The organism is Streptomyces hawaiiensis (assembly GCF_004803895.1).
In the GTDB taxonomy this organism is placed as follows: Bacteria; Actinomycetota; Actinomycetes; order Streptomycetales; family Streptomycetaceae; genus Streptomyces; species Streptomyces hawaiiensis.
Genome location: NZ_CP021978.1, coordinates 7,261,975 through 7,275,744, shown reverse-complemented (window position 1 = coordinate 7,275,744; position 13,770 = coordinate 7,261,975). Strand labels below are relative to the sequence as shown.

Below are 13,770 nucleotides of genomic sequence, written 5' to 3'. Positions count from 1 at the left end.
CCTCTCCCCGCCGCCTCGCAAGGAGTTTTCTGCCCATGACCTTCGACGACGAGAACCTGCGGATCCCCGCGGACACATCCTGGTGGCACGCCTCTGTGGCCTTCCCCGACCAGCACGCGGACGCCGCCCGGGCCCTGGCGACCGCCCTGTCCGGGCGCCGCTTCCACTTCCTGCGCAAGGACGCCGGCGTGCGTCTGCGCACCGAACAGCCCGCCACCGGCCTGCTGGACCAGCTCGTCGCCGCCCGCGTGATCACCGGCTGGACGGGCGGGATCTACGAGCCGGAGATCCATGCCTTCGGCGGCCCCGAGGGCATGGAGGTCGCGCACGACGTGTTCTGCGCCGACAGCCCGGCCGCGCTCGCCGAGACTGGCACCCCCGGCGCCCGTGAGCGCAGCGTGATGCTGCTGTCCGCCATGATCCGCGAGGCGGGACTGGACCCGTTCGAAGCCGGAGATGCATGGGCCCGGTGGGCTGCCCTGCGGCCCCCCATCACCCCGCCCCAGGGGCCCGCGCTGGAGAGAGCCGTCTCCGCGATGCGGCGGCTGATGAACGCGGACGCTTCCCTGCGCCCAGACGCGGAAGCGGGCTGGGTCGAGCGCGTCGCCGCGTTTGAGGATGCCGGCCGCCGCCTGCGCCGGCTCGCCGCTGACGGCCGACTGATACGCGGAATCCGGGGCGTCATCGCCCATCACGCGATCTTCGCGTTCAACCGCGCAGGCGTGCCTGCCGAAGCGCAGGCCGCCACCGCATGGCTCGGCCGTCACGTCGCCTTCTCCACCGGAGAAGGAGCTGACGTGTCCACCCGCAAGTCCGCCCCGGCGGACCCTAGCCTCCCTCGAATGGAGACCACCATGACACCCGTCACCGACCCCAACCAGCTGCGCGAATCCCTCGCCCAGCGGCTCGTCGACAGCGGCCACCTGCGCAGCAAGGCGGCCATCGACGCTTTCCGCACCACCGACCGGCACGCCTTCCTGCCCGGCGTCGACCTGGAGAGCGCGTACAAAGAGGACGCGGTCCCGATCAAGCACGACGAGCACGGGGAGATGATCTCCTGCATCTCCGCGCCGTCCATCGTCGCCACCCAGCTCGAACAGCTCGGCGCCCAGCCCGGCCACAAGGTCCTGGAAGCCGGAGCCGCCACCGGCTACAACGCCGCCCTCCTCGGCAAAATCGTCTCCCCCGGCGGGCAGGTGTGGACCCTCGACGTCGACCAGGACCTCGTCGCCGGCGCGAGCCAGCACCTCGCCGAGGCAGGCGTCGACAACGCCACCGCGGTGATGGCCGACGGCGCGGCCGGGCTGCCCGAGCACGCCCCCTACGACCGGATCATCTTCACCGTCGGCGCCGGCGACGTCCCCGTGAAGATCCTCGACCAGCTCGCCCCCGGCGGGCGCCTGGTCCTGCCGATGCGCATCCGCGGCAGCATCTCCCGCTCCTTCGCCTTCGAACGCGACGGCGACACGTGGAAGACCGTCTCCTGCGAGATGGCCACCTTCATCCCCCTGCGCAAGGGCGTCTGCGACGACGTGTACACCCTCGTGCCGATGGCCGGCGAGGGCAACGTGCGCCTGGAGACGTTCAGCGAGCAGGACGTCGACCGCGACGCGCTCCGCTGCGTCCTCGACCAGCAGCAGACCAAGCTCTACACCGGGGTGAAGTTCCGGCAGGGATCGGCGTGGGAGTGGCTGTACTTGTACCTGGCGTGCGTGCTGCCCAACGGCCTCTCCCGCCTGCCGGGCCAGCGCCCCGGATTCACCCCGCACTTCGGGTGGGGCTCCATGGCAGCCCTCGACGCCGGGTCGCTCGCGTACCTGACCATCCGCGAGGGCGAGGACGAGAAGGGCCGGTACTGGGAGGTCGGCGTGATCGGCCACGGCGAGGGCGGCGCTGACCTCGCCGAGCGCGTCGTGAGCGAGATCCGCGCCTGGGACGCGACCGGCGGCAACGACGCCCCCGAGCCGGGCTTCCGGATGGCCGTCGCGGACTCGCGTGACCGGCTGACGGCGGACGACGCCCGCTTCGTCGTCGACAAGCCCTACAGCCGACTGGTCGTCGACTGGGCGCGCAAGGGCTGAGCCGATGATTCCCGCGATAGCCAGCCGCATCCCCCTGGTCCGCCGCACCAAGGCGCCCGCGCTCCACTTGGAGGAGCGCATCAACCATCTCACCGGGCTGACCGTCGCGCCCGCAGGTGCGAGCCACCATGACCTGGTGGCCCGCGCCTGCGGGGTCCTCAACTACGCCGCGCTCATCGCCTCCGACGTCGGCCTGCCCGGCCTGGCCGAGGATCTGTGCTGGCGCCAGCACCAGGTCTTCACCGACGCCGGACGCCTCAGCGGACGGGTCGCCGTCATGTCGCTGATGCCGCTCGTCAACCTCTCCCGATTGCAGACTCGCGCCGGCCACGGCGAACTCGCCTACGGCTTGTTGTACTGCCTCAACGACGCTGCCCGACATCGGAACAAGGCTGACATCGACGGCCGCACCGTCGACCTGTCTGCTCTGACCGGCACGGACGAGGACCACCGCACGGTGTGCCAGGAGCTGTACGTCACCCTGCTCGTGGACGGCGCCCGCGCCCTCGCCCAGATCGGGCGGTGGACCGACGCGGCCGACGCCATGGCCCGGCATCGCGGCATTGGCAACCGGCTCCTCGACGGTCGCCAGATCAAGATCATGGCCCTGATGGAGCAGGGCCTGGACCAGCAGGCCCGCGACCTGATCGACACCACCCAGCCCACGGAGCCTTGGGAGAGAGCCATCGCCCTCCTCCTGCACGCCCACTGCCGGCCCGAAGACACCCCCGTCCCTGAACCCGACCTCGACCGCACCGTTGATGCAGCCGTCCAGCTCCTCGACCATCCCGATCCGCCGACCGCCGCCTTCCAGACCCGGACGGGCCTGTCAGCCCTGGAACTGGACCGCACCGGACGCCATGTCGCCCGCGTACTCGACTCCCTCGTCAGCGTTGCCCGACTCGACGCCTACGCCGCACGAGACGCACTGCACCACCCCGTCGCCGCGGCCGCCCTGGACGACCGGGCGACAGACGCGCTGAACGCGGTGATCGCCGCGGCCGGACTGGGATCCGGCGTCCTGTCCGCCCACCACCATGAGGCTCTGACGGGCGCGGTCGGCCACGCCGAGACAGAGCTGGAAAGGCTGCTACAGGCCGAACCAGATCCCGGTTAGGAGAGGGCGACCGGGATGGGCCCGCCGTGCTGCCCACGCTGTTTGGCGGTGTCGGCGTTTCGGCCATTTCCTGCCCCGCGGCCGCTCCAAGCCAGACCAGGGATCCCGCGCCCGCGGGGTTCCCTGACGCAGGAAATAGCAGGCTCCCCAGCACGACCGAATGACGTGTGTTCGATATCGCAGCCGTGTCGTTAGACCTCACGACTCTGCCGCAGCGACCGTCCTAGGGGGAACGATGACCTCGGCCATTACGCAGGACCAGCCGCCGCAACCGCCAAAGGGGGCCGCGCCGGACGACGAACCGCAGGAGGCCGGTGTTCGAGAGGAGGAATATCTCTACCGCGACGAGTCGAGGCTCCAGGCCGGCTCCCTGCTGACCTCCCGCACCATGGCGCGGCGCCTACCCTCGCTCGTGCGGCGCTCGGTGCAGATGGCCTGGCGCGTGGACCGCGGCGCGACCATCGGCCTGCTGGTGTGCCAGATCGGGACCGGCGTCCTCGCGGCCCTCGGCCTCCTGGCCGTCACGGGCACGATCACCGCGCTGATCTCCTCGGGCGACATCACCGAGCGGCTGTGGGACGCCGCCCCGCAGCTGGCAGTGATCGCCACCGCCACCGGCCTGCGCGCGCTGCTGGGCATCGCCGTCGTCTGGCTGACCGGCCGTCTGCGCCCGGTGCTCGGCCGGGCAGCGGAGTTGACGATGATCGAGGCCGCGCTCGGCGCGGAACTGGCCGCCAACAACAAGCCCGGCTACAACGACGCCTACGACATCGCCGACCGCGGCGCCCAGGTCACCCCCGACCTCGTCGAAGAAGCGCAGGACGTCCTCGCGGCGACCGCCACGCTCGCGGCCGGCGCCACCGTCCTGACCGTCCTGCATCCGCTGCTCCTGCCTCTGCTCTTCCTCGCGTGCCTGCCGCAGGCCGCCGCCTACGTGCGCTCCGCACGCGTGATCTACCTGGCCGGGCTGGAGACCTCCGGGCGGCGCAGGATGCTGGGCAAGCTGCGCTGGCACATGGCCTATCAGGAGTCCAGTGAGGAGATGCGCGCCTGCCTGGCCGGGCCCTTCCTGATCGGCCGGTACCGGCGGCTGGCCGACTCGGTCAACGCGGCCGAACGCAAGGCCGCGAACACCGGTGCCTGGATGGGGCTGGCCGGAGCAGTGGCCGGCGGGATCGCCTCGACCGCGGTGTGGGCGGCGCTGCTGTGGCTCCTGGCCTCCGGGCGGATCAGCCTGGCGGCCGGCGGCGGCGCCGTCTTCGCCCTCCAGACCGCCACCGGCTCGGTGCGCGGCATCATCAACGGTGGGGCACGCCTGGTGCGCACCGGCTGGTACGTGCAGGACTGGCAGAACTTCCTCGACAACGCCCACGGCCAGGCTATGACCGATTCCCGCGGCACCGCGCCCGTGACCGCGGCCCCGGAGCGTTTCGAGGTCCGCGACGTCACCTACCGCTACGACGGCGCCCCCAAGGACAGCCTGAGCAACGTCTCCCTGCACGTGCGGCGCGGGGAGATCGTGGCGCTGGTCGGGGAGAACGGCTCCGGCAAGACGACCCTCTCGCGCCTGATGTGCGGGCTGCTGCTGCCCACCGAGGGCGACGTGGCCTGGGACCACACCTCCACCGCGGACCTGGACCCGTGGGGGTCGTGGGAGCACGTCGCGCTGGTGCCGCAGAAGTTCACGTACCTGCCGCTGACGATGCGCGACAACATCACGTTCGGGCAGGGCGACACCAGCGACGCCGCCCTGCTCGCCGCATGCGAGGCGTCCGGCGCCGCGGAGATGCTGCCGGGCCTGCGCTCCGGCCTGAACACCCTGTTGACCAGCGAGTGGTTCGGCGGACAGCAGCTCTCCGGCGGGCAGTGGCAGCGCCTGGTCCTCACCCGAGCGTTCCACCGGCAGGCGGCGCTGCTGGTGATGGATGAACCCACGGCCGCCCTCGACGCCCGCGCGGAGCACCGGATCTTCGCCGGCCTGCGCGAACTGGCCAAGGACCGCGCCATCCTGCTGATCACGCACCGGCTCACCAACGTGGCCGTCGCCGACCGGATCGTGGTCCTGGACGAAGGGCAGATCGTCCAGGAGGGCACCTACGCCCAGCTCACCCAGGAGCCAGGTCTCTTCCGGACCCTGTGGGAGCTGCAGCGCCGGATGAGCGGCGACACCCCCTGATCACCCCTCGCCGTTCCGCGCTGTCCACTCGCCCGTACACCGTCTCGGAAGGCAGAGATACGTGACCTCTCCCGTCTCCCCTTCGGATCACGTCTCACCGCGTGCCGATCTGCCCGCAGCGCAGTACGCCGCATCCCGGCATGCGGCGTGGCTCGGCGCCGCCGCGATCATCACCGACGAGGTCGGCCGGGTCCTGCTGGTGCACCCCACCTACCGCGGGGACGACTCGTGGCTGCTGCCCGGAGGCGTCGTCGAAGCCGGCGAACACCCGCACGTCACCTGCAGGCGCGAGATCACCGAGGAACTGGGCCTGGATCTACCCCTGTCGGCCGTGCTCGCCGTCCACTCCTTCTCCCCGCACCACCCCGACCTCCAGACTGCCACGGCATGCCCCGGCGAGATCCGGTTCGTCTTCGACGGGGGAACTCTCCACCCCGACCAGGTGGAGGCGATCCGCCTGCCGCGCGAGGAGCTGTCCGAGTACGCCTTCCTGGAGACCCGGGACGCGGTGCAGAGGCTGCGGCCCGTGGACAGGCAGATCATGCTCGCCGCCTACCGTGCCCGGCTCGGGAACACCGCCACCGCTCACCTCGCCGACGGCCGGCACATCCACGACGTCCCGGCGCTGGACCGCCATGACGTCCACGTCCGCTACCGACCCTTGTGGGACAGCCCTCTCCACCGCAGCCCCGTCCCCGAGCGGCTGCCCGTACAGCAAGCCTGGGCGTGGTGCTTCGCCCCCGACGGCCGGGTCGTCCTCGTGGCCGACCCCGGCCCGCGGGGTGCGCTGCCGATGCTGCCCGGCGGCACCGTGGAGACGACCGACGCGACTCCCGAGGACACCTTGCACCGCGAAGCCGCCGAGGAAGCCCAGCTCACCCTGGCCGATCCGGTGCGACTGGGCTGGGTGCTGGACGAGACCGGCGAGGTCTACGGCGGCGTGGGGTCCAACGCCCGGCTCCGCCTGGCCGCCCGGGTCACCGCCATCGGGCCGACGGCCGTCGACCCCGCCACCGGCCACCCCTTCGCCCGCCTGCTCGCCACCCCCGCCCAGGCAGCCGCCCTGCTGGGCTGGGGCCCGCCCGGCGCGCGGCAAGCCCAGCTCGCGGCGGAGACGGCACGCGAGCGGTGGGGCCTGCCCACCGCTCGCCCCGCCGCCATCGAGGAGATCCCGGCGGAGGGGATGCGGCTGACCTGACCCGAACAAGCACCCCGCCTCAACACGTCCCGCTCCACGCCCCTCTGAGGTAGCCCCATGCCGTTGTCGCACGACCACATCCGCACGACCGTCGAGACCTACCTCGCTCGCCACCCTCACGAACGCGACCAGCTCGGCGGCCTCCTGGACGCCCTCGAACGTCCCACCGACATCGCCAGCCGCTCCACCTTCACCGGACACGTCACCTGCGGCGCGATCGTCGTCGACCAGCTCGGCCGCGTCCTGCACGTGCTGCACCTGGCGAGCGGAAAGGTCCTCGCCCCCGGCGGACACACCGAGCCCGCCGACGAGTCCCTGGCAGCAGCGGCGCTGCGGGAGCTGCACGAGGAGACCGGCATCCCGCCGCAGGCCGTGGCACCGTGGCCCGGCTACGAGACTGTGCCGTTCGACATCGACACCCACGACATCGACGCCCACCCGGGCAAAGGCGAACCCGGCCACCAGCACTTCGACCTCCGGTTCCTCTTCCGCCTGCACACCGCGGCCGAGGCGCCGGTGGTGCTGCAGGAAGAAGAGGTCGGCGGCATCGAGTGGCGGCCCGTGGACAGGGTGACCTCCCCCTCCCTGCGCGAGAAGCTGCTCAAGCTCACGCCGGAGACCGAACCGGAGAGGGCCAACGCCTCCGCCCTGATCTACAACGACCGCGGCGAGTACCTGCTCCACCTGCGCGACTACTTCCCCGACCAAATCTGGGAGCCGGGCATGTGGTCCCTGCTGGGCGGTGGCCGAGAGCCCCAGGACGCCACCCTGGAAGACACCGTGCGGCGCGAGCTGGCCGAGGAAGCCAGCCTCGACATCGCCGACCTGACACCGTTCGGCACTGAGTACGCCTCCGACGACGCCGGCGCGAGCGTGCCCATCGCCATCTACGCCGGCCGCTGGAACGGCGACCCCCGCGACCTCCGCCTGACGGAGGGGGTGATGCTGGCCTGGTTCGCCCCCGACGACCTCCACCGCCTGCGCATCGCAGACACCACCAGCGACCTCGTACGGCGCCACGCCGCCAGCCGCCCGGCCAACGCGTCCAGCACTGCGTCGCAGAGCGGGCTCTCATCGCACGAGGAGCACCGCCCAGCTGCGCCGCACGGCACAGTCCTCAACGTCATTGGCGTCCACCTCTACCTGGAGCGGCCCGACGGGACGGTGCTGCTCGGGCTGCGCCACCCCGACTCCGCGTTCGCGCCGTCCACCTGGCACGTCCTGGCCGGCCACTGCGAGCAGGAGAGCGCCATCACCTGCCTGATCAGGGAGGCACGGGAGGAAGCCGGCCTGCACATCGAGCGCCAGGACGTCGAACTCGTCCACGTCGTCCATCACATCGACAAGGCCGGGGACCGGCCCCGCATGGGCCTGTTCTTCCGCGCCCGCGCCTGGAGCGGCGAGCCGGAACTGCGCGAGCCGGACAAGTGCACCCAGTGGAAGTTCTGGGACCCCGCCGCGCTGCCCGACAACCTCGTTTCCTACACCCGCCAAGCCATCGCAAAGATCCAGAACGGGGATCTGTACAGCGAGACGGGATGGCCCGCATGACCGGCACACCGAGCGGCGCACACCGTCGTGTGCCCACTGCAACTGCGGCCGGCCGTGAGGACACCCGCCTGGTGGTGATCCGCGGCAACTCGGCGACAGGCAAGTCAAGCGTGGCCCAGGGCCTGCGAGATCACTACGGCCGTGGTATCGCGATCGTGGGCCAGGACGTGATCCGCCGGAACGTGCTCAGGGAACACGACACCGCGCGCGGCGCCAACATCGCCCTGCTGGGGAGGATCGCACGCGAAGCACTGAACGCCGGCTTTCACGTGGTGCTTGAGGGGATCCTGTACGCCGATCGCTATAGCCACATGATCACGTCTCTGGTACGGGACCACCGCGGCGTCTCCTGCTGCTACTACCTGGACGTGCCGCTGGAATCGACGTTTGTCCGACACGCGTCGAAGGCGGATGCCGCGTACCTGGCGCAAGTCACCGACAGCCACCTCGCCTCCTGGTACCGCGAGCTGGATCTGCTGCCCGGCGGTCTGGAGACCGTGATCCCGGCCGACAGCACGCTGCAGGACACCATCGCGCGAATCCTGCGCGAAACCGACCTGGCCTCTGCCTCCCCAACCCCGCCGCCGCAGTGCAAGCCGTCGCAGGGAGACTCGATGAGCAGTCTGGTGTTGATGTCCGATCCGCAGGTCGCCGCAGTCCCGGTGCGCGAGTGCGGGGAGCCGCTCGTCGACGTGCGTGACCACAGCTTCCGCGTCGATCCCCGCAAGCAAGATCCGCTGGGCGCGTTCGCCCACGTCCGCGAGGGCGTCCTAGCCCGGCTGGAGCACGCCCGCTCGCTCCTGCCCGCTGGCACCGACCTGCTGTTCATCGAGGGCTACCGGCCGCTGGCCCTACAGCAGCGCTACTTCACCGAGTACCGGGACGAGCTGGCCTCCGCTCGCCCCGGCTGGACAGCTGAGCAGCTGTACCAGGCTGCCAGCCGGTACGTATCACCACCGGAGATCGCGCCCCACTCCGCGGGCGCGGCCGTGGACGTAACCCTCGCCGACCAGGACGGTCACGAACTCGACCTCGGTACCCGCGTCAATGCCTCCCCCGAGGAGAGCGACGGTGCCTGCTTCACTCACGCCCCGAACGTCAGCGATCGTGCGCGCCACCACCGCATGCTGCTGCTCAACGCCATGGAGAACGCAGGTTTTACGAACTACCGAACCGAGTTCTGGCACTTCTCGGTAGCGGACCGGTACGACGCGTTGATGCGGCAGGAGCCGCACGCGCGCTACGGACCGATCGAACTGCCGTAGCGCGCTGGCATCCTCGTCCACTTCATCGCCACCCACGCCGATCCAAAACACAGGAGCGCGGCCACCGGACCCTGGCCCGGTTGGGATCCCAAGACCGCGACGGACGGAACGCATCGAACGGAGGCACGTGTGCCTGACGACACCCAGCAGGCGATCCCAGCCGTCCCGAGTCCGGCGACCGGAGGTGAACCACAAGAGCACCACATGCACCTGCTCGGGCGGTACTACCGCCAAGTGGAAGCAGGCCGCAAGACGATCGAAGTGAGGGTGGCCACCCCGCAGAAGCGCGCCGTCGCAGTCGGTGACACGGTCGTCTTCCACGACCGGGACACCGGGCGGGAACTCGACGTCATCGTTAAGCGGATCACCCCGTACCACTCCTTCGAGGATCTGCTCAGCTCGGAGGACACCGTGCGCATCGACCCGGACGGGCCGCCCGGAGAGCTGCTCGCCAACCTCCGCAGCATCTACCCGCCGGCCAAGGAAGCCCTCGGCGTTCTCGCCCTCGCATTCGACCACCGCCCTGCCCGGCCCGGCCGCCCCATGCCGATGACGCCCACGCAGTACGCGCAGACCGTCCCCCACCACACGGTGTACGGCTGCCTGTACATCCGCGACGAACACGACCGGCCGGTCCAGCTCCGCTCGGTCTACGGCTCGAGACTCTGGCAGTTCCCGGGCGGCAACTTGGACGCCCGAGGCGAGGACCCGCTGCAGACAGCACGGCGAGAGGCGGTCGAGGAGACGGGCCTCCAACTCGGTCTGGAAACGCCGAAGCTGCTCCTGACGCACTTCCTGCACGCCGGGCCGCGCCTGCCGCTGAACAAGGTGGGGCTCATCTTCGACGGAGGCCAGCTGACCGCCGACCAGCTCGGCCGGATCCGACTCGATCCCGCAGAGCACGACATGTGGGCCGTCCACGACCTCGCGACCTGGCAGGAGCTGATGGCGCCGCGCGCCTTCGCCCGCCTCGGCGCCATCGAACGAGCCCGGCGCGGCGAGGGCCCCACCTACCTGATCACGCACACCTGATCCCCAGCACCTCACCCAGGAGGCAACCGTGCCCGCCGAACTCAAGTTGGAGTCCTCCATGCTGCATCTCTCCATGCGCCGGTCGATATCCTCGGACGGCGCCGTCGGCACCGACCGCCTGCGTCATCTGGAGCAGGCTGCCTTGCGCCACGGAGTCCCCGTCGAGGACGTGCTGCTGATCGCCGTCAACCTGTACGGGATCACCTCCGACCAGGACCGTCACCGGGCCCGGGTCAACCTTCGCCTCGTGCGCCGCCCCGATGCCCCCTGGCAGATCATCGTCCCGCTGAACCAGCCGGCCAGCCCCTTCCGGCTCCGGAGCGACGAGCTGTCGCTGAACGGCGAGGTGGTCGCGCACGTCGGGCGCATTGATGCCGACGAGGCGGTCGGAGGGTACTTCCGCAACGACGGCCGCGCCGCGACCCTCAACCCCAACGCCCGCAGCCGGTGCGTCGGGTGCGGCTGGTGCCCGAACACCCTGGAGGCCGCCGCCGATCCGAGGATGCAGGAAGACCAAGGGCTCGACGCCCTGCTGCACGCCCTCGGCGAGCAGCATCCCCGCCGCAGCCTGGCCGAGCTGACCGAGGTCACCGTCTCCACCGGCTGTTTCGAGCGGGAGGAGGCGGCCGTCGCACACCTAACCGCCCTGCGGCCCGCTCTGGAGCGGGCCGGCGTCAAGGCTCGGATCGGCTTCCTCACGTCCGTGCTGCGCAGCGACGAGGCGTTCGAGACCATCGCGTCGCAGGTGTCACCGTTCGTGCTCAGGCTGACAGCCGAGCACTTCACCCGGCGGGAGGCACTGATGAAGGCGACCAAGGCCGACCTTCGGCCGGAGCAGATGCCGGACCTGCTGATGCGGGCGCGGGCGGCGGGGCTGGACACCTCATACACGTACATCGTCGGGCTGGACCCGATGGAGGACCTCATGGACGGGGTGAACGCACTGGCGGGCGAGGTCACCGCGTTCCCGAACTTCCAGGTCTTCCAGGCGCACACGGTGATGATGCAGGGGATGCGGACGCCGAGCGCGGAGAGCCTGGAGTACTACCTGCAGGCGCGTACGGCGATCGAGCAGGCCATGGCAGCGACCGGACTGCGGCCGGTGGGCTGGGAGTGCTACCGGCCGCTGTGGTACTTCACCTACGCGGGAGAGGACCTCGTCGATGGACCCCGCTGACGCGGTCATCGACCGGGTGCGGGTCGAGCGCCTCGACGAGAGCGGGACGGGCCCGTGGAAGGCTGGCGACAGCCGGTTCGCGATCGTGGTCGAGGCCGGCGGAGTGACCGGGGTATTCGCCCCGGTCGACGAGCTGCCCGCCGCGCTCGTCGCCACCCGGCTTGGGCAGAGCGCTCTGCGGCACCCCGTGGCCGACCACACGGGTCTGTTGCACAGGCTCTTGGCCGGCCTCGGCCCGCACGCGGCGGGGCTCGGCCGCTGGGCGGTCGGGGCGCTGGACTGCGCGGTGTGGGACCTGCACGGCCGACTCGCCGACCTGCCGGTCGCGGCCCTGCTCAGCGACCGGCCCGAACCGCGAGTGCCGGTCTACGCCTCCTGGCTCTCCCTGGACCTGGCCTCCACGTCGGCCCCCGAGTCCGTCAAGTCCACCGCCGACGGGGGCTTCGCCTTCACCAAGTGGGCCCTGCGCGGCGCTGAAGCCGCCGAGATGGCGCTGCTGGCCGAACGGGCGGCGAAGTGGGCGGGGGACAGTGTGGCGGTGGACGCCCTGGGCGCATGGGGGCACCTGCGGACCATGGAGGTCGCACCGCTCCTCACTCCGGAGACGGTGCGCTGGGTGGAGGACCCGCTCCCGCGAACCGACCAGGCCGCGTACCGACAGCTGCGCCGACAGACGGAGGGGCTGAGGGTCGCATTCGGCGAGCGACTGTCCCATGCGGAGGACGCCAGGGCCCTGCTGGAGCACTGCCGGCCGGAGGCGTTCACGTTCGACGCGGTGTGGTGCGGCGGGATCACCGAGGCGCAGGGCTGGCTCGGCGCCGCACACGACGCGAAGGTGCCCGTCCACCTGCACGGCCGGGCGTTCCTGCCCGCCGTGCACCTAGCCGCCGCGTTTCCGCACGTGTCGGGCGCGGTGGAGTACCAGGTGGTGTGGGAGCCGCGCCGCCAGCGGGCACTGTGCGGCACACTCCGGCCGGACGGCGGCCACGTCGCTCTCCCGGACCGGCCCGGTCTCGGGATGGAGGTGCGCCGGTAATGCCCAGGCACACGGGCGAGCTGGCGGTCCACGGCCGCCTGGAGCAGCGCGAGGAGAAGGTCCTGCTCGTCGTGGACGAGCGACTTAGCGGACACGACACCTTCCTGTCCACGACCCTTCGCCTCGAGCGGCCGGTGTACCTGCCCGAACTCCCGGTCCGGATCCTCACCTTCGACGACGTCACCGTCCTTGCGCCCCTCGACCCTGCCCTGCCGCAGGGGCAGGCCGGAGAGGGGTGGAGCGGCACGCTGCTGTTACCGCACGGCGCGCGTCCGCCGACGATCCCCGACGACCTCGCCCGGGCCGCTGCCGAGGCCGGTGTCGACACCAGCAGTTGGTCGCCGGCCGAAGCCCGGCATCTGCTGACCTTCCTCGGCGAGGCTGGCCCTGGCCCCGTGCGCACCGAACGGATCGACATGATCATCGCGGCCCTGGCGGGTCGTTCGTGAGCACGGGGGCCCCGGTGCGGCTGGTGAGCCTCGACGTCGGATACACCCTGGGCGAGCCGTCCGGGACGACGCTGACGCAGCGCCTCGTGAAGCTGTCCCCGCTCCCGGCCCGGCAGGCGAAGAAGGTCGCTCAGCAGATCCTGCACGCCCTGGACCCGCGCAGCGATGCGACAGCGCCGCAGACGGTGTGTGCCGCTCTGAGGATCGCACCGTCCGCCTTCCCCCAGGACCACTGTCCGCCCGACTTCGCCCTGTGGCCCGGCGCGGTGGAGGCGGTGGCACGGATCGCCCGGGTCGTGCCGGTGGTCACCCTGTCGAACGTGAGCCACTGGGACGAGCAGGAGACCGACGTCGCAGCCCTCCTCGCCCCCCACCTCCGGGCCCATCACCCGTCGTGGCAACTCGGGTTCGCCAAGCCGGACCCGCGCGCCGTGGAGACTGTCGCTCGACTGCACGGCCGCGACCCCGCGGAGGTGCTGCACGTCGGCGACAGCCTCGACTACGACGTACGCGGGGCCCTCGCCGCCGGAGCCCACGCCCTGTGGATCACCTCGCGCCCGCCGTCGTCCGAGGCACTCCGGCTGCTGGCCGAGTACCCCGGCCGGGTCACGGTCGTACCGGACCTCACCCGTGCGGTCGAGCACATCGAGCAGACCGTCCTTCCGTCCTTCCGTCAACCCAGATGATC

The 13,770-nt window shown here is 71.2% G+C and carries 11 protein-coding genes; all 11 read left to right on the top strand.

Features of this window, described 5'->3' with window-relative positions; genetic code table 11:
- Window positions 1-35 precede the first annotated feature (35 nt).
- The 11 genes from fxlM (at window position 36) to CEB94_RS33280 (ending at window position 13,768) form a co-directional block, all read left to right on the top strand.
- Window positions 36-2,081: a methyltransferase, FxLD system gene (fxlM, locus tag CEB94_RS33335; protein WP_175435677.1), complete on the top strand. Its 2,046-nt coding sequence runs from the start codon at window positions 36-38 to the stop codon at window positions 2,079-2,081.
- Window positions 2,082-2,085: 4 nt separating this feature from the next.
- Window positions 2,086-3,198, top strand: coding sequence for a hypothetical protein (locus tag CEB94_RS33330; protein ID WP_175435676.1), 1,113 nt, complete (start codon window positions 2,086-2,088; stop codon window positions 3,196-3,198).
- Window positions 3,199-3,433: 235 nt separating this feature from the next.
- The gene (locus CEB94_RS33325) at window positions 3,434-5,374 is read left to right on the top strand and encodes an ABC transporter ATP-binding protein (RefSeq protein WP_175435675.1); all 1,941 of its coding nucleotides are present in this window, start codon (window positions 3,434-3,436) and stop codon (window positions 5,372-5,374) included.
- A gap of 61 nt (window positions 5,375-5,435) precedes the next feature.
- Window positions 5,436-6,572 carry an NUDIX hydrolase gene (locus CEB94_RS41775; RefSeq protein ID WP_175435674.1) on the top strand — a complete coding sequence of 379 codons (1,137 nt, stop codon included), beginning with the start codon at window positions 5,436-5,438 and terminating at the stop codon, window positions 6,570-6,572.
- 57 nt (window positions 6,573-6,629) lie between these two features.
- Entirely contained in the window at window positions 6,630-8,123 is a 1,494-nt protein-coding gene (locus tag CEB94_RS33315; RefSeq protein WP_175435673.1) for an NUDIX domain-containing protein, read from the top strand.
- The gene (locus tag CEB94_RS41280; RefSeq protein ID WP_246112002.1) at window positions 8,120-9,388 is read left to right on the top strand and encodes a M15 family metallopeptidase; all 1,269 of its coding nucleotides are present in this window, start codon (window positions 8,120-8,122) and stop codon (window positions 9,386-9,388) included. The genes CEB94_RS33315 and CEB94_RS41280 overlap by 4 nt, the downstream gene beginning before the upstream one ends.
- A gap of 129 nt (window positions 9,389-9,517) precedes the next feature.
- Window positions 9,518-10,420, top strand: a complete 903-nt coding sequence (locus CEB94_RS33300; protein ID WP_246112001.1) for an NUDIX domain-containing protein — start codon at window positions 9,518-9,520, stop codon at window positions 10,418-10,420.
- A gap of 28 nt (window positions 10,421-10,448) precedes the next feature.
- Window positions 10,449-11,597 (top strand): hypothetical protein, encoded by a 1,149-nt coding sequence (locus CEB94_RS33295; RefSeq protein WP_246112000.1) that lies wholly within the window; start codon window positions 10,449-10,451, stop codon window positions 11,595-11,597.
- Window positions 11,584-12,633, top strand: a complete 1,050-nt coding sequence (locus CEB94_RS33290) for an enolase C-terminal domain-like protein (RefSeq protein WP_175435672.1) — start codon at window positions 11,584-11,586, stop codon at window positions 12,631-12,633. Before CEB94_RS33295 ends, CEB94_RS33290 begins: the two co-directional genes overlap by 14 nt.
- Window positions 12,633-13,082, top strand: coding sequence for a hypothetical protein (locus CEB94_RS33285; RefSeq protein WP_175435671.1), 450 nt, complete (start codon window positions 12,633-12,635; stop codon window positions 13,080-13,082). Before CEB94_RS33290 ends, CEB94_RS33285 begins: the two co-directional genes overlap by 1 nt.
- Window positions 13,079-13,768 carry an HAD family hydrolase gene (locus CEB94_RS33280; RefSeq protein ID WP_246111999.1) on the top strand — a complete coding sequence of 230 codons (690 nt, stop codon included), beginning with the start codon at window positions 13,079-13,081 and terminating at the stop codon, window positions 13,766-13,768. Before CEB94_RS33285 ends, CEB94_RS33280 begins: the two co-directional genes overlap by 4 nt.
- The last annotated feature ends 2 nt before the right edge of the window (window positions 13,769-13,770 follow it).

What these genes read in the sequence shown, in the direction of transcription:
- CEB94_RS33315 (WP_175435673.1), top strand. Translation starts at nt 6,630, where the DNA reads ATGCCGTTGTCGCACGACCACATCCGCACGACCGTCGAGACCTACCTC.
- fxlM (WP_175435677.1), top strand. Translation starts at nt 36, where the DNA reads ATGACCTTCGACGACGAGAACCTGCGGATCCCCGCGGACACATCCTGG.
- CEB94_RS33330 (WP_175435676.1), top strand. Translation starts at nt 2,086, where the DNA reads ATGATTCCCGCGATAGCCAGCCGCATCCCCCTGGTCCGCCGCACCAAG.
- CEB94_RS33290 (WP_175435672.1), top strand. Translation starts at nt 11,584, where the DNA reads ATGGACCCCGCTGACGCGGTCATCGACCGGGTGCGGGTCGAGCGCCTC.
- CEB94_RS33325 (WP_175435675.1), top strand. Translation starts at nt 3,434, where the DNA reads ATGACCTCGGCCATTACGCAGGACCAGCCGCCGCAACCGCCAAAGGGG.
- CEB94_RS33285 (WP_175435671.1), top strand. Translation starts at nt 12,633, where the DNA reads ATGCCCAGGCACACGGGCGAGCTGGCGGTCCACGGCCGCCTGGAGCAG.
- CEB94_RS41280 (WP_246112002.1), top strand. Translation starts at nt 8,120, where the DNA reads ATGACCGGCACACCGAGCGGCGCACACCGTCGTGTGCCCACTGCAACT.